Origin of the sequence: Methylovulum miyakonense HT12, from assembly GCF_000384075.1 — a bacterium.
Lineage (GTDB): Bacteria > Pseudomonadota > Gammaproteobacteria > Methylococcales > Methylomonadaceae > Methylovulum > Methylovulum miyakonense.
The window spans coordinates 1,697,928-1,723,808 of record NZ_KB913025.1 but is presented as its reverse complement, the minus strand read 5'-3'; the positions used below and the strand labels follow the sequence as shown (position 1 = coordinate 1,723,808).

Here is a 25,881-nt window from a genome sequence, read left to right as displayed (position 1 = left end):
TTTGGACGCTTATCCCCCTATTTTCCATAGGTCACACATCCGCCAAATTCCCCTTGGTCTCCAACCACGCTTTCCTATCTTGTGAGCGTTTCTTCGCCAGCAACAAATCCAACTGCCCGCTGGTTTCGTCATTTTCGGCCACCGTCAATTGCACCAGACGCCGCGTGTCGGGGTTCATCGTGGTTTCCCGTAATTGTGACGGGTTCATCTCGCCCAAGCCTTTAAAACGTTGGACATTGATTGTACCCTTCAATTTTTCCGCCTTGATCCTGTCCAAAACGCCCAAACGTTCGGATTCATCCAGCGCATAAAACACCCGTTTGCCGACATCAATCCGGTACAAAGGCGGCATCGCGACAAACACATGCCCGGCTTTAACCAAAGGCTGGAAATGCTGGTAAAACAAGGCGCAAATCAAAGTGGCGATATGGTTGCCGTCAGAATCGGCATCGGCGAGGATGCAGACTTTGCCGTAACGCAGGTTCTGCAAATCATCCGAGCCGGGTTCAATGCCCAAGGCCACGGCAATGTCATGCACCTCTTGCGAGGCCATGACTTGGGTGGATTCCACTTCCCAAGTGTTCAAAATTTTCCCGCGCAAGGGCATGATCGCCTGGAAGTCGCGCTCACGGGCTTGCTTGGCAGAGCCACCCGCCGAATCCCCTTCGACCAAGAACAATTCGGTACGGGCTATATCCTGCGCCGAGCAATCCGCCAATTTGCCTGGCAAAGCGGGCCCTGCGGTGATTTTTTTACGGATGATTTTTTTATTCGAGCGCAGGCGTTTTTGGGCACTGGCGATAATCACTTCGGCGATTTTTTCACCTTCCGCCGGATGTTGGTTCAGCCATAAACTGAAGGTATCTTTCGCCACGCCGGAGACAAACGCGACACACTCGCGCGAGCTTAGGCGCTCCTTGGTTTGCCCTGAAAACTGCGGGTCTTCCAGTTTCACCGACAAGACAAAATGGCAATTTTCCCAGACATCTTCCGGTGCGACTTTCACGCCGCGCGGCAGGATATTGCGCAAATCGCAAAATTCGCGCATCGCTTCGGTCAAGCCAGCGCGTAAACCGTTGACGTGGGTGCCGCCTTGTGCGGTTGGTACGAGGTTGACGTAACTTTCCGCCAACACTTCCGAATCGTTTTCCACCGCCCATACCACGCCCCATTCTACGGCTTCGTGGTTGGCGGCACTGTTGCCCATAAACGGTTGTTCGGGGAAAAACTCCACTTGCCCGATCCTGTCCAGCAGGTAATCTTTTAAGCCGTCTTGGTAATACCACTCGACATGCTCTTCGGTCGCCTCAATTTTTAAAATCACTTTCAGGCCAGGGCATAACACCGCCTTGGCGCGTAAATTGTGTTTTAACCGCGAAACGGACACTTTGCTGGAATCAAAATATTTTTCATTCGGCCAAAACTTGACCGCCGTGCCCGTATTGTTTTTACCGACCGTACCAATTTCCGCCAACTCGCTTTGCTTTTCGCCGTCGGCAAACGTCATGCGGTAGACTTTGCCGTTACGTTTGACTTCCACTTCCAATTTCGCCGACAAGGCATTCACCACCGACACGCCTACGCCATGCAAGCCGCCGGAAAATTGGTAGTTTTTATTGGAGAATTTCCCGCCCGCATGGAGCTGGGTCAAAATCACTTCCACCCCAGGCATTCCCTGTTCAGGATGTATATCCACAGGCATCCCGCGACCATTATCAGACACCGACACACCGCCGTCTTTCAACAAAACCACTTCAATGCTGGTGGCGTGTCCTGCCATTGCCTCATCGACACTGTTATCCACCACTTCCTGTACCAAATGGTTGGGGCGGGTGGTGTCGGTGTACATGCCAGGGCGTTTGCGCACTGGTTCCAAACCGCTCAACACTTCAATCGCGGCGGCGTTATAGTCGTTACTCATCGTGGGTTGTTTCTCAAACTAAAATTCAATAATCATTAGGCCTGACTGGCCTGTTCTCAAAAACTATCAAGCATCCGCTAGCATTCAACGGATCTTAATGCAAAATCAATAACGCTTTGGCCCAACCAAATTCCTCGGGTTTGCATGTTATTGATAGCTTCAGCCATAGAAAATTTATGCCCTTCTTTGTGGGCACGAATACCTGATGATATAAGTCCCGCAACAAATTCAAATCACCTAATGCAGCCGAAAGCGCCAGTAAAGGGCTGGTATTAATGACCAGATTTTTTGCATTAGGCATTGTTTACATCAGCCATTAATTCGTCATCATCAAGATTGATTATGGCAACGCCAAAATGATGTAACTTCAATAAAAAAGTAACCCTGTCCATGCCGATCAATTGTGCCGCCATGCCCGATGACAATTTTTTCATTTCAAATAACTTGACCGCCATCGCCAATTTGGCCTCTTGCTCAAATTCGGCCCGGTTTTTTTGCACGGCATCTAGCAAGCTGGATTGATAGACGATATTGAATTGATTTAACATTTTTATCTTTCACTTGTTGATTAATTATGGCTGTCTATTATTAACAACCGCGCTAAATGGGAAGGTCTAACTCAGTAGATTTCGTCAATGCTTACATCCTATCATCAAATATTTCTATCCGTATGTCCTAGGCACAATTATGCTGGTTTTGTAGGCATCAACGCCAGCGGCAACGTCAGCACAAACAAAGCCCCCTGCGTACATTCTGCCAAAGCCATTTCCCCGTTATACGCTTTAAGGAGCGATAGGCTGATTTGCAAACCTAAACCCGTGCCGCCAGAATTCCGGCGCGTGGTAAAAAACGGCGTGAAAATCTTGTTACGGTTGGCGGGGGAAATGCCTGAGCCATTATCTTGTAAATTGACGGTCAAAACAGGGCCTTGGCGTTGTGCGTAGATAGCCAAATCGGTTGCGCCATGTTGCAAGCTGTTTTCCAATAAATTCGACAGCACCATTTCCAAAGCATCAGGGGCGATTGCCAAGGGCGTGTCAGGGAGATTTTCGGCATGTATCAGTAAGCCACGTTCCTGAAAACGGTTGTGCAGACTGGTGATGACCTTTGCCAATACGCACTGTTGGCGGCTGGGTTCTAGCGCATCCGCCCGTGCCAATTCCAACAAGCGGTTGACCAATTGTTTCAGGCGTTGGGTGTCCGCCAATAAATTGCTGACAAAGCGTTGTTGGTCGGCGATGGGCATGGTGTCGGCATGGTCTTGCAACAATTCCAATGCCCCTTGCATGGAAGTCAGCGGGGTTTTGAACTCATGGGACACATGGGTGGCGAAGCGTTGGATGTAATCGCTACGTTCGGTTAAGGCTTGCGACATTGCCGCAAAACTGGCGGACAGTTGGGCAATTTCATAAGTGACGGGATTTTTCAGCGGCTCCAATTGTTTCTGCTCGCCTTGTTTGACCCGTTCGGTTTGCCGGATCAACTCCCGGATAGGCCGCGCTATACTCGCCGACACCAGCATGGCCAGCAACACCACCAGCGACAATAAACACAGCGAGACGATGACAACAGTCCCTTTGGCGGCAAACAAATGCTTGAGGATGTTGTTGGGTGTCCGTGACAAATACACCACGCCTTGCAAATAACGCTGTTCTAAAGGCTGCGTGTTGGTCAGCTGCACGGTTTCAATGATAGGGAAAGCGACAAACACGCGGATATTGGTGCCACGGCTCATCGAATATAAAGGTGGCGGCGGCTCGTCCGAAAGCCGCTGGCGTATGGCGCTAGCATACTGGCCTTGCAGGGCTTGTTGCACTTCCGGCACGGACGCGAAGGTCAAACCCACTTCTTCGCGTCCGGCGATGACCACGCCGTTAACATCCAATAAGCGCAGCCCCGATAACATGAAATGCTGGGTATCGCGCATCACGGGTTGCATCAGTTCGCCAACCTTACGCGCCAAATCATCAGCGGCAAGTGGCGGAAATTGCGCATCGGGGCGTGGTGGTTGGATGGGATTGATCAGGCTAAGCGTCGGCACAATTGGTTCATAAGGATAGACGGGGGGCGGCAGGGTTGCCAACAACACGCCATATGTGGACTTATCTTTGTGTAGATTACGCACCAATTGCCGGACGCTTGCCGACAAAACCGCCGCTTGCGCGATCAGCTCGCGCTCAGTCTGTTGCACCAGCTCATTTTCATAAATGCGGAAAAAATACAACCCGCCCAACGGCAAAGCCAGCACGGTGAACATCACCAGCAATAAGATGCTACGTAAGCGGAACAGGCGGCGCGGTAAGGCCATCAGTGGCAAACCGCCAGTTTATAACCTACGCCATGCACGGTTTCGATAATCGCGGCGCAGCCTAAATCGGCAAATTTCTGGCGGATATGACGGATATGGCTGTCGATGGTGCGGTCGGAGACATACACCGCATTGCTATACGCACTGTTCATAATCTGCTCGCGGCTAAACACGCGGCTAGGTTGGCGTATCATCAATAGCAACATGGCGAATTCGGTGGCGGTCAGGTTGACGGTTTGGCCTTCCCAACTTGCCGTGTGCTGTTCAGGGCAGATGAGCAATTTGCCGTGTTGCAACACACTTTCACTGGAGCAAAGTTTGGTGATGGCTTGCGTGCGTTTTAAAATCACATTGATCCGCGCCACCAACTCACGCGGGCTGAACGGTTTGGTGACATAATCATCGCCGCCAATTTCCAGCCCTAAAATGCGGTCAATTTCATCATCGCGCGACGACAAAAACAAAATCGGCGTTTCCGAGGTTTTGCGGATTTCCCGGCACACTTCCAAGCCGTCAAATTCCGGCATATTGATGTCCAGCACGATCAAATCAAAAGCTTGGGCAGAAAAAATATCCAACACCTGCCGCCCGTCTTCCGCCAACGCCACCTGCATCCCCGCTTTTTCCAACGCGAAACTGATTACGTCACGGATATGTTGGTCATCATCAGCGATTAGTATTTTTTTACTCATAATCCTTGATTGTTTAGAGGTGGTGATTTTGTTCACGGAAGGCGCGATTCGTTGAACATGATAAATACGTAGTCAATGTAGGATGGGCTGACGACAGGAAGCCCATCAAACTAGGCAATCTCATGATGGGCTTCCTAACGTCAGTCCATCCTACTTTTACGTTCGTTCCCAAGCGCCAGAGTAAGAAGCATACCGTAGGGTGCAATAGGCGATAGCCGTATTGCACCGCATGTTGGCCTTCAATCATCCGACGCATTACGCTATCGCTAATGCGTCCTACGCGGGCTGGTGCCATTCCCACGCCGGAGCGTGGGAATGATGTAAAATGCGCCATACGAACTTAAGCGTTCCATCGTTTGATATTTATATATAATCGGTTTCTTATGCCTTACTATCGTCGGGCGTTTATATGCCGGATAAAGAAAAATAATTTTTTAATATAAACAAATATTTATCTAGGTTTAATAATGGGCGCAACTCACCAATATCTTTCTTTTCAGAGGTTCGGTTTGCCTCTAAAGGCTGTTCACATTCAATGCCTAGATAAGGATAAAAAGCCAATTAAGAACGCCTACGCAAGTGGATTTGTGCGCCAAGAAGCTGGAGGAAAATTTCTCTACACCTGTTGGCATGTCGTTACTGGTTTCGATATGCACAACCTACGAATTGGGAACAACTTACCGAATCGAAAATCGTTATTGGTAACTCTTCAGGCTGCTGATGTACGCCAACCTGGAGTTATTGCGATCGGTGGTAATCAATCTTTCATTATGCCACTTTACGACGAGACCCAAACTCCCTGTTTACCTCTTTGGATTCAAGATAAGCAAGATATTCCACAGGCTGATCTCAATGCAATAAATCTTCGTGTGCCTTTTTGGCATGATGCAGTAAAACTTCAATTGCCGGATGATCATTTTGTAGGCGACATACAGACCATTGAGGAAAGCAAATGCTTGAGGAATATGATAATTCCGGGCGACAAAGTTTATATCGTTGGTTTTCCTTATGGCTACAGTGCACTTGGTATGGATCAGCCAACCCCGATTTTGTTAACGCGTTTTGTTTCAGCAATCCGAGTAGCAGGTCGCCAGTCTGAAATTCTGTTGGATGGTGCTGGTGCTCCGGGGATGTCGGGCGGGCCAGTATTTGTTGAAACCCCTACGGATATACTTCTTGTAGGGCCGTACACAGGACTTATATACCCTGACCATATCATTGAAAAAAATGAAAAAGTAACAGCTCTAGGTACATGTTGTAATATGGCTATTTTGGGAGATAAGTTCGGAGAATAGCCAGTAGCCAGTATGGAGCGTCTATAACACGAACGATGCGCCTTCTATCGTCGGAAGGTCTTATTTTGTCGCCAATCAACCCGTAAGACGTATACAGTAGGGTGCAATAGACGTCAGCCGTATTGCACCACATGTTGGCCTTTAATCATCCGGCGCATTACGCTATCGCTAATGCGCCCTACGCGGGCTAGCTATGATCCGCCCCAGCCAAATATACCCCAGGATCAACATAAAACATCGTCAACAACGCTTGCGGCTTATCCGCCTGATATTGCCCAAGCAAAGGCAACAAGCTGCGGATAGCAAAATGTAAATGCGGTGGCTTACCATGCGCGTTGCCCGTGCTGCCGACGCTGCCTAAAACCTCGCCCGTCGCCAGCCATTGTCCAAAATGGCTAACCGTATCGTGCAAGTGGGCATAATAATAAAACCGCCATTCTGCGCCTAGCACTAACACCACGTTGCCGCCGATGTCGTTGTAGCCTGTGTAAACCACCAAGCCTGGGCTAGCGGCAACGACGGGTCTGCCTTCCTTGGCAAAAATGTCGATGCCTTTATGCACACCCGAACGACCCCACGGTGAATGCCAGAATGAGCGAAGATTCCAATCGGTAGAGCTAGCACCCGCCACCGGAATCTCATGGCCTTCCGGTAACAACCAGCCCGCTGATACTAACAAAGCGACTAGCACAATGACCTTGCTCATTTGGGCGTAACCAATTCAGCATCTTGCTCAGATTGGCGCGTCAACGCGTACCAATCAAAATGCCGTGTCGCCAGCATCAGCACCGCCAACACCACAAAGGTCAAGACACTGCCCATCAACAACGCGCTTTCTTCCGATTGCAAAATCACATATAACACGGTGTACAACACCGACAAGCCCAAACCCAATAACAAGCCCAGCTTGCCGCTACGCAAAATACCGCCAAAATACACCGTCAACAATAAAGTACAAGCCGTGGCTCCCGCACTGTAAGCATATAAGAACAAAATATGCTCGGATAAGGAAATCAGCAACAAATAAAACACCAACAAGGCCATGCCGACCAACAAATATTGGATAGGATGGATACGCAATTGCTTTAACAGCTCAAACAAAATCAAAGCCACAAAGGTCAGCACAATCAACAGCACCGCGTATTTGATGCTGCGTTCGGCTTGTTGGTAAATATCCACGGGCTGCACCAACTCAAAACCCACGGTTGGCCCAAGCAGGCTACTGCATTCATGTTTCGAGCAACGTTCCAACGCGCCCGCGACATTCAAAGAAAACGACGAAGCCCGCCAGCGTGCGGTAAAGCCTTTATCCGTGATGTCATGCGTTTCCGGCAACAAACCGCCAGTAAAGCTAGGATGCGGCCAATTGGCGGAGGTTTGCACATCGGTGTTTTCCGCGACCAAGGCAAAATGCAGGCCTTGCATCCCGTGCAAGTCCAGTGTAAAGGCAAACGGCAGCCGCACGGCTTCACCACTAGGCAATTCCGGCAATGGCGCGTTCATGCCTTGCTCAGTCCCCGGCAAATGGCTGGACGGTTGGAAAGCAATTTTCCCGCCATTCCACAGCAAATCCGGCTGGGTGGCAATGCCGCGCTGGTCGCTGACCAGCACCGACAACTCCGGTTTTTCCCAACGGATTTTGCAGTCCTTACGGCTAGCCAGCAAGGTTGATAGGGCTTGGGTGCTAAACTCGCCCGTCACCTCAATCCGGCTATTGTAAACAGGCACTGCATAAATCCCCCGATAGCGTAGCGAGTTCTCCAAGGAGCTGCGTACCGTCAATTGTTTGGGGATGATGTACAAGGTCTCGCGGACGGTCGTCTCCTTAACGATTTCCTGCTCGCCTTTGCCCTCAGTAAACACCTTTTCCATGCTGTTACAGGTCAGCAGATACGGAACCACCAACACCGGGGCGGCCAAGGTCTGCCGCCCAGGCCAACTGCGTTCAACGGTATCAAAGGCTTGGTAACGCCAAGTGGTGCGTTCATGCACCAAGTCCAACATAAATCCCTGGGGCAGCAGCAAGGCCAAGATCAAGGCAACAATCGTGGCCAATTTAAAATAAAAACGGTTCTTCATAAGCGTATCTCCAATGGATTGACATCGGAAAATACTGTAATCAAACGCTATGCAGACAGGATGTTGCAGATATGGAATTTTTCTACGGAATTGTGCAGGTTAGGTGCAGATGAATGTTCGGCCCGGTTAGCCCATGCCATTAAAGGCCCACAAACGGATTAACTAGCTTTACCAATAACAGCAGTCGATGTGCGGGGGCTGAAATGGTAAACTTTGCGGCTTGTTAATCCTAGCCAACCCACGCCGATGACCGAAGAGATCCAGATTCCCCGTAAAATCGCCAACCAACTGCTGCATCTTGCCCAGCTTTCACCTGAACAGGAAGTGTGTGGCTTGATAGGCGGCATTTCCGGCACGCCTAGCCATTGTTATCCCATCCGTAATATCGCCACGCTGCCGGCACAACGTTTTTTGCTTGAGCCTTCGGAGCAAATCGCCGCGTTAAGCACGATGCGTGACCAAGGCGAAAGCTTGTTCGGCATTTACCATTCCCACCCGCACGCCCCCGCAACGCCTTCGGCGACGGATTTGGAACTGGCCGCTTATCCAGAGGCCTTGTATGTAATTATTTCTTTGGATACCAAAGGGATTTTGGAAATGCGCGGGTTTTATCTGAATGATGGGCAAAGCCGCGAAGTGTCTATGGTGTTGAATGAAGAGTAATCTAGCTCCTCTGGGCAAACAAATGTCGGGTTACGCTATCGCTAACCCGACCTACGCATGTGCAACCTATTGATTCATTAAACTTAATGGTAGTGATGCCAAAGCCTGGGTGCGACGAAATATTTTCCTTGTTACATCCGTTTATTTTTACACCCCGCATTCTGTAATGACCACAAGCCCAACACCCGCCCCATCGCACACCCCCATGATGCAGCAATACTTCCGCATCAAGGCCAATTACCCCGACACCCTGCTGTTTTACCGCATGGGGGATTTTTACGAGCTATTTTTCGACGACGCCAAACAAGCGGCGCAACTACTGAACATCACCCTCACCAGCCGTGGCAACTCGGCAGGCGAGCCAATTGCAATGGCGGGCATCCCCTACCATGCGGCGGAAAATTATCTGGCGCGGTTGTTAAAAAGCGGCATTTCGGTGGCGATTTGTGAACAAATTGGCGATCCGGCGGCCAGCAAAGGCCCGGTGGAGCGCAAGGTCGTGCGCGTCGTCACGCCGGGCACGGTCACCGATGAAGCCTTGCTGGAAGACCGTAAAGACAACCTGTTGGTCGCCGTAAGCCAAATCCAACAGACCTACGGCATCGCTAGCCTGGACTTGAGCAACGGGCGTTTCATCTTGCAGGAAGTCCACGCCCAAGACCAGCTCATCAGCGAAATCGCCCGCCTGAACCCGGCGGAATTGCTGTTTAGCGAAGACTGGACAGCCCCTGCCCCGCTCAAACAACGTGGCGGACTTTGCAAACGTCCACCGTGGCATTTTGACACCGCCAGCAGCCGCCAATGGGTGCTACGTCAATTCAACACGCTGGATTTGAAGGGCTACGGTTGCGACACTATGCACACCGCCATTGCCGCCGCCGGAGCCTTGTTGCAATATGTGAAGGACACCCAGCAAAGCGCGTTGCCGCATATCCAAGGCATCCGCATCGAACAAACCGACGACTGCATCATGCTTGATGCCGCCAGCCGCCGCAATTTGGAGCTGGACTCGCACCCGACCGGGCAACTGCAATACACGCTGTTTGGGGTACTGGACAAAACCGCCACGGCGATGGGCAGCCGCTGTTTGCGCCGCTGGCTGAACCGGCCTTTGCGCGACCATGCCGTGCTGGACAACCGTTACGCCTGCGTCGGCAGTTTGCTGATGGTTCGACAAGCTCACCATGAACGGAGCCGATTGGTTACCGTTCATCCTGAGCTTGTCGAAGGATTTAACCAGCCGCTTTATAAAAGCGTGCAAACTTTGTTACGCCAAGTCGGCGATATTGAGCGCGTCAGTTCGCGCATCGCCTTAAAATCAGCGAGGCCGCGTGATTTGCTGGTGTTGCGCAACACCTTGGCCGTGCTACCCCAGCTACAAATGGTGCTGGCGGACAGTGACAACCCGCAACTGACGCAACTGCGCAGGCAAATTGGCGAACATCCCGACATTTTGGCCCTATTGCAAAAAGCCCTGGTCGACAACCCGCCCGTGCTGATCCGCGACGGCGGCGTGTTGGCGGCGGGTTTTGACACCGAATTGGACGAATTGCGCAACCTCAGCCAAAACGCCGACCAATTCTTGTTGGATATGGAAACGCGGGAAAAAGCCGCCACGGGCATCAGCAATTTAAAAGTCAATTACAACCGTGTGCACGGCTATTACATCGAAATTTCCAATCTGCACAGCGACAAAATCCCCGCCCATTACACCCGCAAACAAACCTTAAAAGGCGTGGAACGGTACATCACCGAGGAACTGAAAGCCTTTGAAAACAAAGTGCTGAGTGCGCGGGAAAAATCCCTGGCCTGGGAAAAAGCCTTGTACGACGGCTTGCTGAGCACCATCGCTGAATCGCTAGTCCCGCTGCAACAGTGCGCCGCCGCCTTGGCGGAATTGGATGTGCTGGTCAACTTCGCCGAACGCGCCGAAACGCTGGACTTGTCGCCACCGGAACTCACCGAAAAACCCGGCATCCGCATCACCGCAGGCCGCCATCTGGTGGTGGAACAAGTCTCGGATATTCCCTTTGTCGCCAATGACTTGGTGTTCTCGCCGCAACGGCGCATGTTGGTCATCACCGGCCCGAACATGGGCGGTAAATCCACGTATATGCGCCAAGCGGCTTTGATTGTGTTGATCGCCCACATCGGTTGTTATGTGCCTGCCAAAGCCTTGGTGTGCGGGCCTATTGATAAGATTTTTACCCGCATCGGCGCGTCGGATGATTTGTCCGGCGGACGCTCGACATTTATGGTGGAAATGTCGGAAACCGCCAACATCCTGCATAACGCCACCGCGAAAAGCTTGGTGCTGATGGACGAAATAGGACGCGGCACCAGCACTTTCGATGGCCTATCGTTGGCCTGGGCTTGCGCCGATTATCTGGCGAAAGAATGCAAAGCCTTCACCCTGTTCGCCACGCATTATTTTGAATTGACCACGCTCGCGGAAGAGCAAAAAACCATCCACAACGTGCATCTGGACGCAATGGAGCATCAGGACAAAATCATTTTTTTACATGCGGCGAAAGAAGGCGCGGCCAGCCAAAGCTACGGCCTGCAAGTCGCCGCCTTGGCGGGTGTGCCCCGGCAGGTGATTGAAAAAGCCAAAACCAAATTGCAGCATCTGGAAAATTTGGTCTATGCCGAGCAACAAAAAGAATCAGGCGTGAACCAATTGGATTTGTTCTCCGCGCCCGAATGCCATCCGGCGGTGTCGTTGTTGGAGGAAGTGAAGCCGGATGAGTTAAGCCCTAGGTTGGCTTTGGATTTGGTTTATCGCTTGAAGGGGTTGTTATAAAATCAATGTAAATTATTCAGCTTGGGCCCAAATAGTTACAACACGGATACCATCAAGTTTCCCCTAATAATCATCCGGCAACCGCGCCACCAACTCATCCCATTGGATCACAATCTCCGGCAACGCCGCCACTGGCGTTTCGCCGGACAACTCATAAATATCCGGTTTACCGTATTCCGCCCCATCCAAGCGATAAACCGTCAATAAACGGTCAACCGGATGCACCAGCCAATATTCCTTTACGCCCTGCCGTTCATAAAGTGCGCGTTTGCGGATTTGGTCGTGGCTGGCGGTGGACGGCGACAACACTTCCACCAACCAATCCGGCGCACCGCGCACCCCACGCCTGTCCAACTTACTGTTGTCACACACCACCAACACATCCGGCTGCACAACCGTATCAACCTGTTCATTGGCTTCATCGTGCTTCGGTAAGCGCACATCCACAGGCGCGATAAACGCGCGGCAGGGTTTGCCTTTCAACGCCAACCGCGCTTGTAGATAAATCTCCCCCGCCACATCCTGATGCACTAAATCCAGTGTCGGTGACATCACATAAGCCTGACCGTCGATCAATTCATAACGCACATCATCAGACCAAGCCAGATAATCATCGTAGCAGTAATATTGGGAGTCTTTTAATGCCAAGCCCATTTTTATGCCCTCGGATGGTTGGTGAACAAATTCTGTTTGGCAAAAAGGATAGCACAGAATGGATGTTTGGGAGGCTGGCGGAAATTTTGCGATTATTTTTTCAAAGGCGTGAGTTCGTTGAAATGAAACAATGGCTGAATCCGACCTACAAACCATCCAATTCTTCATTAATAAAAGCGTTAAGCATTGAAATATCCATAAAATGCCCAGTGGCAAATCCCCATGCCATTGCCCTAAGCACCTCTATCATTGGAGGTATTTTATTGAACTTTATAAACAATTTACACAAGAACATTGCTAATTTGCGTTCGGCAATGCTTACATCATCACATTGCATGGAAACGTAGCAACAGGCGTTGAAAACTTTTTCGGCATAGCCGTTATTGCTAGGGTTATGGATTCTTAACCCTCTCAGAATATGCCCATCCAAATAAGCCTTTCCTAACACAGGAACAAGCAATTCAGTCAACATGGTAACGGCTGATCCAGTATTGGAAAACGCCTTTGGGTGCAGATAAATCAATTTGGCTAAAGCGTAATGGGCATGTTCGTCATCTGAAATGCTGAGTAATCTCAAATCATTAGCACTTAAGGCATAGGGGATGATTTGCTCGGCATATAAATATAAACCGTCTTTCTTTTGTTCAAAGGCCAATAAACTTCCAAGCTCAATAAGCAGCTTAAAAGCGTTTACTTGCTTGTATCCAGATTCATGAATTGTGAAATGTGCAAAAATTTCATCAATACATAACCAAGGAATGTTGTTAGCAATGGATAAGCACATGCTTGAATAAACTGAAATATCAACCATCTCGACCAGAGAAAGCATGAATAGCGGCATATCGACTAAATTGGGCTTAGTCACTTCAACTTTATTAAGAATCAGGCGAAATGCTTTTACAAGCTCTTGAAAATAAATATTCATGTTGTCTGATGATTGCCGCCATATTCCCACATTCTCCCGTGGATCAACTGGCAAATATCCGTCTGTCAACCAATTTTCGATAACCATCCTCGTTTCATCAGTGATAGCAAATTTAATCGAAAAATGGTTAATCCCATTAGCCAACCCTGTAATGGCAAGGTACGTTATCGCATAAACATCCAATATGATTTCAGCCGTATCTTCTTCGCCAAAATTGGGTAAAGAACACGGGGCAGGCTTTTTTGTTAATAATTGTTGTAAGGCGGCTTTGACAGGATTATTGCGGTCTAAGAAGTGGCCTTTACAAATAAAGGGGATTGCAGAATTGCTGAAAATATCGTCATTTCTATTTTTGGGTAATTTACGCTCAAGCAAAGCAAGTAATTCCCCTGGTTCAGGATCATTTGGCACACTAAACATGTAGAAACCATCGCTACCGTTATTTTGCGTGTGTCGCAACCGTAAAGAAATTTGAAAAGCCGCAACATAAGGTGGTAATCGTTCAAGCAAAGTTAAATCGTACATCCCATGTTGTTTCGTTTCACTTACTTTCATTTGGTAAAGCGCTTTCCCCAAATCAGAATTAATATCCAATAAGGCAGGGTGATTGGAGTTATTTTGCCTAACTAAGAGTTGCGTTAGCTCTTCGTTATCCTTTTTGAATCTTATCCCTACAATAGAATCACCAACATTTTCATCAGTCGGATCTTTCGTAATGTGGGCAAAAAGTAGATTATTTACAAAGTCTGTTATCTCGGTCGCACAGGTATTGGGGTCTTTAATAAACCAAGAAATCATTATTTTTTCGGCTCTAGCGAAACCTCCTGTTTTAGCGAACTCGATTAATATAGAAATTGCTCTATTCGACTTTTTGGCTAAAAGTTCATTTGGGATGCTTTTTAATACCAGAGCCAATTCATTGTCAGATATTCCATTTTTTCTATGTAAGATAACCAAAGAATGCCAAACATCTAATACATTGCGATCAAGTTTTAAAGCTTCTTCAATGGAGTTGATGGCATTGGGATAATCATTATGTAGCTCAAATAGACGGGATTGAACCCGCCAAACGAAAGCATTTTTTTCCGCTTGGTTGATATTTGAAAGCACGGAGGCAAGCGTTGCCATTTGTTGGCTAACGAGCAAAGTATTTAAATAAGATTCTACGATGGGAGAAGCCCATAAATCAGCGGGCGGTAATATGGGGCTGATTAAATCACAGGCAATCATCGAAAGCTTTGGATGATTTCCCAAATGTTCAGCTATTTTGAGCAAAGAAATGGGATGGAGGTTAGGTAGCATTTGTTTGTGCTTTTCAATGATTTCTTCAGCAAAAAGCTTAATTTTTTTAAGTCCTTCTCTTTGATCTGGATGTTTTTTATTGGGTAGCGCAAAAAGAAGCAGTATGAGATAGTTAAAATCCGCAACAATATCTTCTACACCGATGATTTTTCCTCCAGAATCAATCCATTGTTTCAGAATTTTAGAATCAGAAAAGTGGTAAGCAATTATAAAATCGTCGTTAGAGATTTCTTGTTTAGCAAAAACTTCATTTAATAATTGGTTGCGATAAATTTTATCGTTTTGTGCTTTTCTACATTTTGACTCAAGATCATCCGTTTCTAATTCGTTTGGATTATTGAGCCGACGAAGAATAGTAGCTACTTCAGGGAGGACCTTTTCAATTTCATCAACATATTTCCAACAAATATCATCTAACTGCTGATGCTCGTTGCGTATGTTATGCCAATACGCCGCCGCAATATTCAGTAATCGTGGATCAGAGCCTTTCGATTCATTTATCAATAAAACCACTTCATCAATTAGCTTGATGATTTCTGCTCTTAGGCTAGCAGTGACTATCCAGTAATGTTTGTTGGCAAGTTTTATTTCGAGATTACAAGCCGTTGCAACAAGCCATAATACTTTACTATTGAAGGAGGGGAATATTTCGTTTAAGCGATTGGCAACAGTTAAGGAAAACTCAAACAATTGCGTCCGAAGTGCGCCGCGAATTAAGCCAATAAGCTGGCTTTCATCCAAATCAAGCCGATTTTTTTCATAGGTTTGTTCCAATTCTTTGGAAGTTGCAACGCACTCATAAAACACTTCTTGGGAATATGAGAGCGACGTGTCGTCTTTTAAGTAACGCTCCCTTGCGTCTTCAATCCGGTTATTTTTTACATCCAACCGGATTAACGTAGCTAAGCATAGATCACGGATGGTGGTATCGGTTGAGCTTTTGAATGTTGAAAGTATAGAGCTATGTATTTTGGGTGTTTCGTTATCTTCGAGTAAATTCAGCTGAATAGAAAGCATGTCAAGAATAGCTTCACTATTTGAATCTAGCCCAGTTGCCTTAATAGTTTCCAAACGGATTTTTGCAACATCCTGTTTTCTTTCGCGGATGCTGGAAAGTATCAGTTCAATAGGTTTGCGAAGTGCTTCTGGTGCGAGTTTCTGATAGATGGTTATGTATTTATCTCTACCGACATTATCACCTTCGCCTGTAGCATTTTGATAAACAGGGGGATTGCTTCTTGACATCAAATCCATAACTTACTTTCCTCTATGGATTATTTTGTCCCTACCCACGTTGTCGCCACTACCTGAATGATGTTGAATAATCGTGTTGCTTTCTGAGGATGGTTTTATGTTTTCAATAAGCTGATTTAATTCAGCTGAAGCAGTAATTTTTCTTTCAATTGCGGTTTCGCTCATTTCATCGGTCAATTCGAGTTTGTTCAACTCGTAAGTCATAGCTGCCAGTTCAATATCACTGATTACCCAGCCTCTTAGGCGTTGCTTAAGATCATCGACACCCAACATTGCACCGCACTTTATTATGTCGTAGGTAATACCGGATAAAACCGTGGATGTTAAAAATTCAGCATTTAAGATTTCCATACAATTCTCATTTGAAAACATTTGATTAATGTAAAGCTTTAGTATGGGTGCATCACCACATATTACAAGTTGAGCGGGACGGGGTTTCGTAACCTCGTCCTTAATGTTTAGATATTCTGATAATTTATTGAAACATTATGGAACGGGTAGCAAAACCGTTCCAGCTTAGGAACCATATAGAAACTATACCTTAATCGGTCAAGTTTTCGGTTTTTTTCAGCAAGCCCGTAAGGAGCGATGAAAGGTTCTTGAGCGGGACGGGGTTCGTAACCCTGCCTTTAGCGTGATAATACGGTGGGCAGAACCACGTTGCCCACCCTACAATCGGGTGCTTATATCCATCTATACAATAAAGCCGCTTAGCTTAGATGCTACTTTAATCCGCCGCTTTTCTTCGCCATTTCTTGAGTTTAAATTCATTCTAAGCAACTTAATCCCCAGCTAAATTGACAATCTAGCCGCTATCAGCGATTATCTTCAGGCTATGCTTCTTCCGAGGCTTTGATACTAAAAACGCCCGGCAAAAACCGCCCATTATCACAAGCAAGTCCAAGATGACCCATGTTTTTGCTGGCAAATAATTATTTAAAATTGAGGGGTTAAACTGTGCATGATTTATTAAATTTCACACTGGGTTTCAGTGGGATTATGCCTTATGTGGTGATTTTCCTAATCTTGCTGGCCTGTGGACTGGGCTTGCCGATTCCTGAGGACATCACCTTGTTTGTGGCGGGGATGTTGGCTTATTACGGCATGGTCAACGTTTGGGCGATGATCATCGTCTGTATGGCGGGGGTGCTGATCGGGGACAGCAGCATTTTTATGTTGGGGGCCAAGTACGGGCGGGAAATCACTAAAAAACCTTTTTTCAGTAAATTCTTAACGCCGGAACGGCTTGAGACCGTTAAGGTGAAACTGCATGACCATGGCAATAAAGTAATTTTTGCTTCCCGCTTTATGCCGGGCTTGCGTGCCCCTACGTTTTTCTGTGCGGGGACCTTACATTTGCCGTTAAAGATTTTCTTGTTATACGATGGCTTGGCGGCTTTAATCAGTGTGCCGGGCATTGTCTGGGTGGTGTACCACTTTGGCCATTTAGCCGATAAAGTGTTCAGCACTATCACCGATGTTGAGCATATGATTATTTTTGCAATCGCCGCCGCCGCCGCATTTGCCGGCGTGAAATGGTATCTCCACCATAAAAGGTCCACGCAAGCCTAACCACCAAAACAAAAAAGGGACAGCCTAGGCTGTCCCTTTTGCCTGCGGGTTTAACCGCTTAATGCACTTTCTTCTCAGTTTCCAAAGCCTCAACCAATTCTTTGGCGGGTAAGTAGCCAGGATAGATATTGCCTTTTTCAGTCACGATCATCGGTGTGCCTTTGACATCAAAATCGGCAGCCAACGCCATGTGTTCGTCGACAGGGTTATCACATGTCTTAGTCGCTACAGCTTGGTCTTTTTTGGCGGCGGTCAAAGCGGCGTTACGGTCTTTGGCGCACCAAACCGAAACCGCTTTGTTATACGACTCTGAACCTTTGCCTGCCCGTGGGAAGAACAAATAGCGGATGGTGATGCCTTGCGCCATATACTGGTCAATTTCAGAATGGAGCTTGCGGCAATAGCCGCAATCAATGTCGGTGAAAATGGACACGGTATATTTATTGATTTTGGGCTTGAAGATGATCATTTTATCTTCCCCGATTTTGTCGAGCGCGGCCAGACGGCTGGTAGCCAGTTTGCGCTCAGTCAGGTCGGTGCGGGATTCGATATCGATCAAACGCCCTTGGAACAAATATTTGCCGTCTTCTGTGGCATACAAGATGTTAGAACCCACCACGACTTCATAAATGCCTTTCACTTCCGATGGTTTTACGGAATCAATCTTGACATCAGGCATGGACTTGCCGATGCTTTGCTTGATGGCATTTTCATCGGCATGGGCAACGGCCAAGGTCAAGGCCGTTACTGATAACGCGGCAATCTTAAGTAGTTTTTTCATGGTTCTCTCGAAGGTTACGAAGTGTTGTAGGTGGTTTTCGGACAGCTCAAACGGGCATTTGTTCAGTGGCCTGGCGGGTCACCCGTTTTAGTTTTAATGGAATACCCGTTGCACATCCAATACCATTGCCAAGGCCATAACTGACAACAGCAAGGCGATACCAATTTGTTGGAAGGCCAATTGGATTTTTTCCGGGACAGGCCTACGCCACGCGGCTTCGATAGCGAAAAACAACAAATGCCCGCCGTCCAACACGGGTATTGGCAAAAGGTTCAACACACCTAAGCTAACGCTGACCAGACCTAAGAATTTGATGAAATGCACTAGCCCCATACTGGCGGATTGCCCGGCAAACTGGGCTATGCTGAGAGGCCCGCTCAAATTTTCGACGGAAGCCTTGCCGATGAGCATCTTGCCCATCATTTTTAAGGTGGTGACGGCGTAATAATAGGTGGTTTCAAACGCCACCGGAATCGCCGCCACGGGCGACAAGACATAATCGACTTTGATAGACGCCAGCAAACCTTCCGGTATAAAAACCGACGCGCCGATTTTGCCTTCTTTTTCTTGGCTTTCGGGACTGGCAGCAACGGCCTTGGGTATGATGGTCACGGGCATCGAAGCGCCCGCACGTTCCAGGACAATGCTAACGGGCTTTTCAGGATGTTTTTTGACAATCTCCACCCATTGCATCCAGTCACTAACCGCAACACCATCGGCACTAACGACCAAATCACCGGTTTTTAAGCCTGCGGCCAAGGCGGCGCTATCAGGCAAGACATTGCCGATGATGGGTTTCAGTTTCGGCGACCAAGGTTTGAAGCCCAACCGCTGATAGAGTTTTTCGGCGTTATCCGCCTCACCTTCGCCCAAGCTGATGGTCCTTTGATGCTGGCTTTGGTCTTGGCCTTTTACTTCAATGTGGATGGTTTGTTCGCCATCCAAGGCCGCCGCCATGATCTGGCTCATGGCTTCCGTCCATGTGGGTGTGGTTTTGCCGTTGACTGTCAGGATCTCTTCGCCTTCTGCAAATCCGGCTTGCGCCGCCAAGGTGCCTTGTCCTGGCAGGCCAACTATTGGCCTGATGTCTTCTTCGCCGATCACTAAGACCGCCCAAAACAACACCACCGCCAGCACCAGGTTAAAAATGGGGCCGGCGGCAACGATCGCAGTCCTCGCCCATACCGGCTGGCGGTTAAAGGCAAACGGCAAATCTTCAGGTTTGACTTCGCCTTCGCGTTCATCGGCCATTTTGACATAGCCGCCTAAAGGCAAGGCCGAGAGCGCATATTCGGTGGAATCCGGGGATTTTTGGTAAGACCAAAAAACCTTGCCGAAACCGACCGAGAACCTAAGCACTTTTACGCCGACTTTCCGCGCCACCCAGAAATGCCCAAACTCATGGATGGACACGAGCAGGCCAATGGCCAGCAGGAAATAAAACAGCGTATGCAGTGTGTCCATTAGCTATCCAATCCGGCGAGGAGTTGTTTGGAAACGGCCCGGGCTTGTTGGTCGGCTTCGAGGATAACGTCCAACGTGTCGGCAGGGCGGACAGGGATGGCTTTCATGCAGCGCTCGATGACCACGGCAATGTCGGTGTAGCGGATTTGCCCGTCCAAGAAAGCCTCCACGGCAATTTCATTGGCGGCATTTAATACCGTGGGCATGATGCCACCCGCATGGATGGCCTCGTAGGCAAGGCGCAAGCAAGGGAAACGGTTAAAATCGGGGGCTTCAAAATCCATCCGCGCGACTTTAAAGATGTCCAAAGGCTCCGCGCCGGATTCAAAGCGTTCCGGTGAAGCCAAGGCATGGGCGATGGGGATGCGCATATCCGGGTTGCCCATCTGCGCCAACACCGTGCCATCGACATAATCGACCATGGAATGGATGACGCTTTGCGGATGGATGACGATTTGGATTTGTTCGGGCTGCATATTGAACAGCAGGCAGGCTTCGATCATTTCCAAGCCCTTGTTCATCATCGTGGCCGAATCGACGGAGATTTTCTTGCCCATGTCCCAGTTGGGATGCGCGACGGCTTGGGCGGGGGTGACTGCCGGCAGGTCTGCCAGTGGCGTGGTGCGAAACGGGCCGCCGGATGCGGTCAATAGAATGCGCCGTGCTTGCGGGCTATGCTGGCCGGTTTTATAGGCGGCGGGCATGCATTGGAAAATTGCGTTATGTTCGCTGTCGATAGGCAGCAATTGTGCGCCGGATTCGGTGACGGCCTGCATGAAAATGTCACCGGACATCACCAAGGCTTCTTTGTTCGCCAACAACACGGTCTTGCCCGCTTGGGCGGCGGCGAGCGAAGGCAATAAGCCCGCAGCGCCAACAATGGCCGCCATCACCGAATCGACATTGGGCAAGGTCGCCACTTGTTCCAAGGCTTTGGCGCCGGACAGGATTTTAATGTCGGAGACTATCGACGCCTTAATTTTTTCCCGGAACGCCTGCACCCGTTTTTCGTCAACGACCACGGCATATTCAGGATGGTGTTCCAGGCACTGCTCAAACAAAGCATCGGTGTTGGTGTTGGCGGTCAAGGCCACCACCTTGTACAACGCAGGATGCCGTGCCACGACATCCAAGGTGCTGACCCCAATCGAACCGGTCGCACCTAAGATACAAATGCCTTTGGTTTTGCTCATGAGACGCTCCGGTAAATCAAAAACACGCCCGCATAAAAGAATGGCGCGGCGGCAACGATGCTGTCTATCCTATCCAATATGCCGCCATGGCCGGGCAGTATCGAACCGCTGTCCTTAACGCCGCGTTGGCGTTTGACGACGCTGAAAAACAGGTCACCGTAAATTGAAATCAACACTGTCAACGCCGACAGCAACACAAAGTCAGCGGAGATCATCATCGGGAACAGGTAAATCAGGCACAAAATGCCCCCGCACAGGGCACCAGAAGCCAACGCGCCATACATGCCTTGTACGGTTTTGCCAGGGCTGATTTCAGGTGATAACTTGACCGTGCCATATTTTTTACCGACGAAATAGGCGGCGACATCGGCAGTCCAAATCAGCAGCAAGAAATACATCGTCATTTCCGGGCCATAAAATGACCGCAAACGGGACATGAACATCCAGGTGGCCAACAAAATAAACCAGCCAATGAATACCTTATAACGCATTTTTAGCTGTAGCTTTAAAATCCCACCAGGCGAATTGCGGATCATGACCATCATCAATATCCAGAACAAAACGGGCGCCACCACCAGCCATTCCAAGGCACCGGAGTAAGTCCTAATATCCGTCCAATCCAAAATGGTTGCCGCCACTTCCAGCAATTGCGTCCAAAATTGGATGCCTAGCATAGGGATTACCATCAACACCAGAAAAAGCCCACGCTTAATTGGCGAACGGATGCCAATCAAACTACACCATTCCCATCCGCCTATCAGCGCGATTATAGCCATAAGCAATGAGAAATATTCAATGGGCAATAAGAAAACGCCAAGGGCGATCAACGATGCCAAAATGGATGCTGTGATTATTCGCTGTAGTAACATGGTAGGTACTTAAGATAAGTTATAAGGTGACTGATTTATTGAGGATCTGCTCTCCGGTATGGCCAAACCGGCGTTGCCGGCTTTTGAAACTGACAATAGCCGCTTCCAGCGATTGTTCGTCAAAATCCGGCCAGAGCGTGGGCGTGAAATACATTTCGGTGTAGGCCAGTTGCCAAAGCATAAAATTGCTCACCCTTTGTTCACCACCGGTGCGGATATATAAATCGGGTTCGGGCAGGTCGGTGGTCGAGAGATGTTGGGCGATCAGTTCTTCGGTAATGGCTTGCTGTGGCAGCCCGCCCGTCGCCATTTTGTCCAAAATTTGCTGGCAAGCCTGGCACATGTCCCAACGGCCACCGTAGTTGGCGGCAATGACCAACGTTAGCGCATCATTGCCTTGGGTTTGGGCTTCGCCTTCCGCCATTTTGCTCTGCAAACTTTCGGAAAAAGCGCTGCGGTCCCCAATAAACCGTAAGCGGATATTATTGCGGTCGAGCTTGTTAATTTCGGTTTGGAGCGTTGCCAAAAACAAGCCCATCAACATTGAAACTTCATCTTCAGGGCGACGCCAGTTTTCACTGCTAAAGGCAAACAAGGTCAACACTTCAACTTTCTGCAAGGCACAATATTCAACAATTTTCCTGACCGCCTTGACGCCAGCCTGATGACCGAAAGCGCGGGGCATAAAACGTTTTTGTGCCCAACGCCCGTTTCCATCCATGATAATAGCAATATGGCGTGGGTTAGTTGCCATTAACGGGTTAAGCTCATCATCGGACATAGCTTTAATCTCGATTTAGATGGACAGCAAATCGGCTTCTTTTGCTTCCAGTAATTTTTCTACATCTTTGACGAATTGGTCGGTCAGCTTTTGAATTTTGTCTTCGCCTGAGCGGGCTTCATCTTCGGAAATCAATTTTTCTTTCAACGCTTTTTGGATGTCCGAATTGGCATCACGGCGGATATTCCTAATCGCGACACGGCCATTTTCGGCTTCATGCTTAACGACCTTGACCAAGCTGCGGCGGCGCTCTTCAGTCAAAGACGGCAACGGCACCCGGATGACCATGCCGTTGGTGCTCGGGTTCAAGCCCAGATCTGATTTTAAAATAGCTTTTTCAATCGCTTGCACCATCCCCTTTTCCCAGGGCGTGATAGTCAATGTGCGGGCATCCTCAACCGCGACATTGGCGACTTGCGACACGGAAGAATCAGTGCCGTAGTAGGAAACGGTCACTTGATCCAACAGGCTGGGATGCGCCCGGCCAGTCCGTATTTTGGAAAACTCATGTTTAAGGGCGTCTATGCTCTTACCCATGCGGATTGCCGCATCTTTTTGAATATCGTTAATCATTGGTTATGTTCCTCATTGAATAAGTGAACCGATCTCTTCGCCAGTCATTAGCCTCATAATCGCTCCTTGCTCAAAAATATTCATGACCCGCATGGGCATGTTATTTTCTTTGCACAACACTAATGCCGTCGTGTCCATGACATTTAGACGCTGGTCTAGCGCCTCGTCATAACTTAAGCGCGGATAGAACACTGCATTTTTATCTTTTTCAGGGTCAGCCGAATAAACCCCTTTAACCTTAGTCGCCTTGATCATCAATTGCGCATTGATTTCTATCGCCCTAAGGCTGGCGGCGGAATCGGTCGTAAAAAACGGGTTGCCCGTACCGGCCCCAAAAATCACCACACGGCCTTTTTCCAAATGCCTGACGGCACGGCGGCGGATGTAATCTTCGCAGACCTGGTTAATTTTGAGTGCGGACATGACCCGCACCGGCTGGCCTAAATGCTCGATGGCATCCTGCATGGCCAAGGCGTTGATGACGGTCGCCAGCATCCCCATTTGGTCACCTGTGACCCGGTCTAGGCCTTGGGAAGCCTTTTCCGCACCGCGCAAAATGTTGCCGCCGCCGATGACCAAGCCGACTTGGACGCCACAATCGCACAATTCTTTAATTTCGGTTGCCAGCCGCTGGACAATCCCGGCATCTATACTGCCGCCAGCTTCGCTCATTAACGCTTCACCACTTAATTTCAGCAAGATTCTTTGGCAAATCAATTGGGTCATAATTTTATCGGGGGTCAGCTTTAGGATTACAACGGTTTAGGTCGCGGTTTGCCCCAATACCGCAATATTGGGGCTTTAGCATTAACTGCCGCGGACTTGCGCCATCACTTCTTCGGCAAAATTTTCTTCTTTTTTCTCTATGCCTTCACCAACGATAAAATGGCTGAAACGGATGACTTTATTGCCTTTTGAAGCAACCAGCTTACCGACAGTGATTTTGTCGTCCTTAATGAAAGGCTGGCCTTCCAGGGTGACTTCAGCCAAATATTTGCTGATCCTGCCCACAACCATTTTTTCAATGATTTCGACAGGTTTGCCGCTTTCAGCCGCTTGCGCCATGAAAATTTCCTTTTCTTTGGCAATCGTGTCTGCTGGCACTTGGCTTTCGGAGACGCACATCGGCTTGCTCGCCGCAATGTGCATGGCAACATCTTTGCCTAATTCAGGGTCGGTCACCGCCAATTCAACGATGACACCGATTTTGCTGCCATGTAAGTAACAAGCGGTGCCGCCAGTGGCCGTGTTAAACTTTTCAAAACGTCTAACGGTGATGTTTTCGCCTAATTTAGCAATTAAGCCACGGCGCATTTCGTCAACGGTCACGCCATCTTCCAATGGCATCGCCATTAATTGCTCTTCAGTTTGAATATCCGCATTCAATAAGCCATCGGTCACACTTTTAACAAAGCTTACGAAATCATCGGCTTTGGCGACAAAGTCAGTTTCGCAGTTAATATCAACAATAGCGACAGTTTTACCGTCTTCACTGGTTTGAACGCCGATGATCCCTTCGGCGGCAATACGGCCAGATTTTTTGTCCGCTTTCGCCAAACCAGATTTGCGCATATTTTCAATCGCCAATTCCATGTCGCCATTGGCTTCGACCAAGGCTTTTTTACACTCCATCATGCCTGAGCTGGTCCGTTCCCGCAGTTCTTTAACCATTGCCGCACTAATATTGATACCCATTATATTTTCCTCGCCTGTTTTTAAAATGGTATTGTCACTATAAAAACGCCCCCGTTAAGGAGGCGTCGTTTGGCCTAAGCCAACCATTTCTACAGTTTACACTGTAAAAACAGCCCAATCATTTATTCGGTCACTGTCGCCGTATTTGCTTCTTCAACAAAGTCATCGGCTTTTGCAGACAAACCCAAGGTCGCTGTTTTGGCTTCCAATACCGCCGCACTGACGCTTTCGCAATAGAGCTTAACCGCACGGATCGAATCGTCATTGCCTGGGATAACATAATCCACTTTATCTGGCGAATTGTTTGAATCAACCACGCCAACGACAGGGATGCCCAATTTTTTGGCTTCGCTGATGGCATTTTTTTCGTAGCCGACATCCAAGATGAAAATCACATCAGGAACGCCTTTCATGTCCTTGATACCGCCCAAACTGCGTTCCAATTTTTCCAGTTCGCGTTCCATCCCTAAGGCTTCTTTTTTGCCGAAACGTTGGTACAGGGTACCGTCCGCTTTCATGGCTTCCAATTCTTTCAGGCGGTTGATTGATTTTTTGATGGTTTTGAAGTTGGTCATCATGCCACCCAACCAGCGGTGGTTGACATAAGGCATACCACAACGCGCCGCTTCTTCCGCAACCACTTTACGGGCCGCTTTTTTGGTGCCGACGAACAAGATCGTGCCTTTGTTTGCCGCCATTTGACCCAGATAGTTCATTGCGTCGTTAAATAAAGGAAGCGTTTTTTCCAAATCAATGATATGGATTTTGTTACGCGAACCGAACAGGTAGTTAGCCATTTTGGGGTTCCAGTAACGGGTTTGGTGTCCAAAGTGGACGCCCGCTTCAAGCATTTGACGCATAGATACTGCTGCCATTTATTTCTCCTAAAATTAAAATTTCGGGACACTTGCCCCGAGTTGGGTTACGCCTCCACTTATCCCGTCTGGAAACCAGCCTGCACGCAGCAGTCCGGCACCCTACCAAACGTGACGACAAATGTGAGTATTGGTACAAAAATGAACTTATCTTTATACCATAATTAGCTTTATACAACAAG

The 25,881-nt window shown here is 48.6% G+C and carries 22 protein-coding genes; 4 read left to right on the top strand and 18 right to left on the bottom strand.

Going from position 1 to position 25,881, the window contains the following annotated elements:
• Positions 1-31 precede the first annotated feature (31 nt).
• The 4 genes from parE to METMI_RS0109005 form a co-directional block, all read right to left on the bottom strand.
• Positions 32-1,921, bottom strand: a complete 1,890-nt coding sequence (gene parE, locus METMI_RS0109025; RefSeq protein WP_019865955.1) for a DNA topoisomerase IV subunit B — start codon at positions 1,919-1,921, stop codon at positions 32-34.
• Positions 1,922-2,214: 293 nt separating this feature from the next.
• Positions 2,215-2,469 (bottom strand): UPF0175 family protein, encoded by a 255-nt coding sequence (locus METMI_RS0109015; RefSeq protein ID WP_019865953.1) that lies wholly within the window; start codon positions 2,467-2,469, stop codon positions 2,215-2,217.
• 137 nt (positions 2,470-2,606) lie between these two features.
• Positions 2,607-4,229, bottom strand: a complete 1,623-nt coding sequence (locus tag METMI_RS0109010; protein ID WP_019865952.1) for a sensor histidine kinase — start codon at positions 4,227-4,229, stop codon at positions 2,607-2,609.
• Entirely contained in the window at positions 4,229-4,921 is a 693-nt protein-coding gene (locus METMI_RS0109005; RefSeq protein WP_019865951.1) for a response regulator transcription factor, read from the bottom strand. The genes METMI_RS0109010 and METMI_RS0109005 overlap by 1 nt, the downstream gene beginning before the upstream one ends.
• Before the next feature lie 467 nt (positions 4,922-5,388).
• Here METMI_RS0109005 and METMI_RS0109000 point away from each other — a divergent pair, with 467 nt between their 5' ends.
• A complete protein-coding gene (locus tag METMI_RS0109000) occupies positions 5,389-6,216 on the top strand; it encodes a trypsin-like peptidase domain-containing protein (protein WP_019865950.1) in 828 nt (275 codons plus the stop codon).
• Between the two features lie 187 nt (positions 6,217-6,403).
• Here the strand turns inward: METMI_RS0109000 and METMI_RS0108995 are convergent, their stop codons facing one another.
• The gene (locus tag METMI_RS0108995; RefSeq protein ID WP_019865949.1) at positions 6,404-6,922 is read right to left on the bottom strand and encodes a M23 family metallopeptidase; all 519 of its coding nucleotides are present in this window, start codon (positions 6,920-6,922) and stop codon (positions 6,404-6,406) included.
• Entirely contained in the window at positions 6,919-8,295 is a 1,377-nt protein-coding gene (gene creD / locus METMI_RS0108990; protein WP_019865948.1) for a cell envelope integrity protein CreD, read from the bottom strand. The genes METMI_RS0108995 and creD overlap by 4 nt, the downstream gene beginning before the upstream one ends.
• Before the next feature lie 246 nt (positions 8,296-8,541).
• On the opposite strand from creD, the gene METMI_RS0108985 reads away from it, so the two are divergent.
• Positions 8,542-8,958, top strand: a complete 417-nt coding sequence (locus tag METMI_RS0108985) for a Mov34/MPN/PAD-1 family protein (protein WP_019865947.1) — start codon at positions 8,542-8,544, stop codon at positions 8,956-8,958.
• Between the two features lie 166 nt (positions 8,959-9,124).
• Complete coding sequence (mutS, locus tag METMI_RS0108980; RefSeq protein WP_029151578.1) at positions 9,125-11,761, top strand: DNA mismatch repair protein MutS; 2,637 nt, start codon at positions 9,125-9,127, stop codon at positions 11,759-11,761.
• Between the two features lie 63 nt (positions 11,762-11,824).
• Here the strand turns inward: mutS and METMI_RS0108975 are convergent, their stop codons facing one another.
• The 3 genes from METMI_RS0108975 to gapS6a form a co-directional block, all read right to left on the bottom strand.
• Complete coding sequence (locus METMI_RS0108975; protein WP_019865945.1) at positions 11,825-12,415, bottom strand: Uma2 family endonuclease; 591 nt, start codon at positions 12,413-12,415, stop codon at positions 11,825-11,827.
• 145 nt (positions 12,416-12,560) lie between these two features.
• The gene (gene gapS6b, locus METMI_RS0108970) at positions 12,561-15,896 is read right to left on the bottom strand and encodes a GapS6b family protein (RefSeq protein ID WP_019865944.1); all 3,336 of its coding nucleotides are present in this window, start codon (positions 15,894-15,896) and stop codon (positions 12,561-12,563) included.
• Between the two features lie 3 nt (positions 15,897-15,899).
• The gene (gene gapS6a / locus METMI_RS0108965) at positions 15,900-16,247 is read right to left on the bottom strand and encodes a GapS6a family protein (protein ID WP_019865943.1); all 348 of its coding nucleotides are present in this window, start codon (positions 16,245-16,247) and stop codon (positions 15,900-15,902) included.
• 606 nt (positions 16,248-16,853) lie between these two features.
• Between gapS6a and METMI_RS0108960 the strand changes: the two genes are divergently transcribed.
• Positions 16,854-17,468, top strand: coding sequence for a DedA family protein (locus METMI_RS0108960; protein WP_019865942.1), 615 nt, complete (start codon positions 16,854-16,856; stop codon positions 17,466-17,468).
• A 58-nt stretch (positions 17,469-17,526) separates the two neighbouring features.
• On the opposite strand, the gene METMI_RS0108955 is transcribed toward METMI_RS0108960, so the two are convergent.
• From METMI_RS0108955 to rpsB, 9 genes are all read right to left on the bottom strand, one after another.
• Positions 17,527-18,249, bottom strand: a complete 723-nt coding sequence (locus METMI_RS0108955; RefSeq protein WP_019865941.1) for a disulfide isomerase DsbC N-terminal domain-containing protein — start codon at positions 18,247-18,249, stop codon at positions 17,527-17,529.
• Positions 18,250-18,342: 93 nt separating this feature from the next.
• Positions 18,343-19,713 carry an RIP metalloprotease RseP gene (gene rseP / locus METMI_RS0108950; protein WP_019865940.1) on the bottom strand — a complete coding sequence of 457 codons (1,371 nt, stop codon included), beginning with the start codon at positions 19,711-19,713 and terminating at the stop codon, positions 18,343-18,345.
• Entirely contained in the window at positions 19,713-20,906 is a 1,194-nt protein-coding gene (gene ispC / locus METMI_RS0108945; RefSeq protein ID WP_019865939.1) for a 1-deoxy-D-xylulose-5-phosphate reductoisomerase, read from the bottom strand. The genes rseP and ispC overlap by 1 nt, the downstream gene beginning before the upstream one ends.
• On the bottom strand, positions 20,903-21,775 hold the full coding sequence (locus tag METMI_RS0108940) for a phosphatidate cytidylyltransferase (RefSeq protein WP_029151577.1): 873 nt from the start codon (positions 21,773-21,775) through the stop codon (positions 20,903-20,905). The genes ispC and METMI_RS0108940 overlap by 4 nt, the downstream gene beginning before the upstream one ends.
• Positions 21,776-21,794: 19 nt before the next feature.
• A complete protein-coding gene (locus METMI_RS0108935; protein WP_019865937.1) occupies positions 21,795-22,556 on the bottom strand; it encodes an isoprenyl transferase in 762 nt (253 codons plus the stop codon).
• Positions 22,557-22,571: 15 nt separating this feature from the next.
• Entirely contained in the window at positions 22,572-23,129 is a 558-nt protein-coding gene (frr, locus tag METMI_RS0108930; protein ID WP_019865936.1) for a ribosome recycling factor, read from the bottom strand.
• A 12-nt stretch (positions 23,130-23,141) separates the two neighbouring features.
• Positions 23,142-23,855, bottom strand: coding sequence for a UMP kinase (pyrH, locus tag METMI_RS0108925; protein ID WP_019865935.1), 714 nt, complete (start codon positions 23,853-23,855; stop codon positions 23,142-23,144).
• Positions 23,856-23,936: 81 nt separating this feature from the next.
• Positions 23,937-24,824, bottom strand: coding sequence for a translation elongation factor Ts (tsf, locus tag METMI_RS0108920; RefSeq protein WP_019865934.1), 888 nt, complete (start codon positions 24,822-24,824; stop codon positions 23,937-23,939).
• A 122-nt stretch (positions 24,825-24,946) separates the two neighbouring features.
• Entirely contained in the window at positions 24,947-25,699 is a 753-nt protein-coding gene (gene rpsB, locus METMI_RS0108915) for a 30S ribosomal protein S2 (protein WP_029151575.1), read from the bottom strand.
• Between the last annotated feature and the right edge of the window lie 182 nt (positions 25,700-25,881).

Excerpts from the sequence above, each read along its gene's own strand:
- parE (WP_019865955.1), bottom strand. The coding sequence starts at position 1,921 with ATGAGTAACGACTATAACGCCGCCGCGATTGAAGTGTTGAGCGGTTTG.
- METMI_RS0109015 (WP_019865953.1), bottom strand. The coding sequence starts at position 2,469 with ATGTTAAATCAATTCAATATCGTCTATCAATCCAGCTTGCTAGATGCC.
- METMI_RS0109010 (WP_019865952.1), bottom strand. The coding sequence starts at position 4,229 with ATGGCCTTACCGCGCCGCCTGTTCCGCTTACGTAGCATCTTATTGCTG.
- METMI_RS0109005 (WP_019865951.1), bottom strand. The coding sequence starts at position 4,921 with ATGAGTAAAAAAATACTAATCGCTGATGATGACCAACATATCCGTGAC.
- METMI_RS0109000 (WP_019865950.1), top strand. The coding sequence starts at position 5,389 with ATGGGCGCAACTCACCAATATCTTTCTTTTCAGAGGTTCGGTTTGCCT.
- METMI_RS0108995 (WP_019865949.1), bottom strand. The coding sequence starts at position 6,922 with ATGAGCAAGGTCATTGTGCTAGTCGCTTTGTTAGTATCAGCGGGCTGG.
- creD (WP_019865948.1), bottom strand. The coding sequence starts at position 8,295 with ATGAAGAACCGTTTTTATTTTAAATTGGCCACGATTGTTGCCTTGATC.
- METMI_RS0108985 (WP_019865947.1), top strand. The coding sequence starts at position 8,542 with ATGACCGAAGAGATCCAGATTCCCCGTAAAATCGCCAACCAACTGCTG.
- mutS (WP_029151578.1), top strand. The coding sequence starts at position 9,125 with ATGACCACAAGCCCAACACCCGCCCCATCGCACACCCCCATGATGCAG.
- METMI_RS0108975 (WP_019865945.1), bottom strand. The coding sequence starts at position 12,415 with ATGGGCTTGGCATTAAAAGACTCCCAATATTACTGCTACGATGATTAT.
- gapS6b (WP_019865944.1), bottom strand. The coding sequence starts at position 15,896 with ATGGATTTGATGTCAAGAAGCAATCCCCCTGTTTATCAAAATGCTACA.
- gapS6a (WP_019865943.1), bottom strand. The coding sequence starts at position 16,247 with ATGGAAATCTTAAATGCTGAATTTTTAACATCCACGGTTTTATCCGGT.
- METMI_RS0108955 (WP_019865941.1), bottom strand. The coding sequence starts at position 18,249 with ATGAAAAAACTACTTAAGATTGCCGCGTTATCAGTAACGGCCTTGACC.
- rseP (WP_019865940.1), bottom strand. The coding sequence starts at position 19,713 with ATGGACACACTGCATACGCTGTTTTATTTCCTGCTGGCCATTGGCCTG.
- ispC (WP_019865939.1), bottom strand. The coding sequence starts at position 20,906 with ATGAGCAAAACCAAAGGCATTTGTATCTTAGGTGCGACCGGTTCGATT.
- METMI_RS0108940 (WP_029151577.1), bottom strand. The coding sequence starts at position 21,775 with ATGTTACTACAGCGAATAATCACAGCATCCATTTTGGCATCGTTGATC.
- METMI_RS0108935 (WP_019865937.1), bottom strand. The coding sequence starts at position 22,556 with ATGTCCGATGATGAGCTTAACCCGTTAATGGCAACTAACCCACGCCAT.
- frr (WP_019865936.1), bottom strand. The coding sequence starts at position 23,129 with ATGATTAACGATATTCAAAAAGATGCGGCAATCCGCATGGGTAAGAGC.
- pyrH (WP_019865935.1), bottom strand. The coding sequence starts at position 23,855 with ATGACCCAATTGATTTGCCAAAGAATCTTGCTGAAATTAAGTGGTGAA.
- tsf (WP_019865934.1), bottom strand. The coding sequence starts at position 24,824 with ATGGGTATCAATATTAGTGCGGCAATGGTTAAAGAACTGCGGGAACGG.
- rpsB (WP_029151575.1), bottom strand. The coding sequence starts at position 25,699 with ATGGCAGCAGTATCTATGCGTCAAATGCTTGAAGCGGGCGTCCACTTT.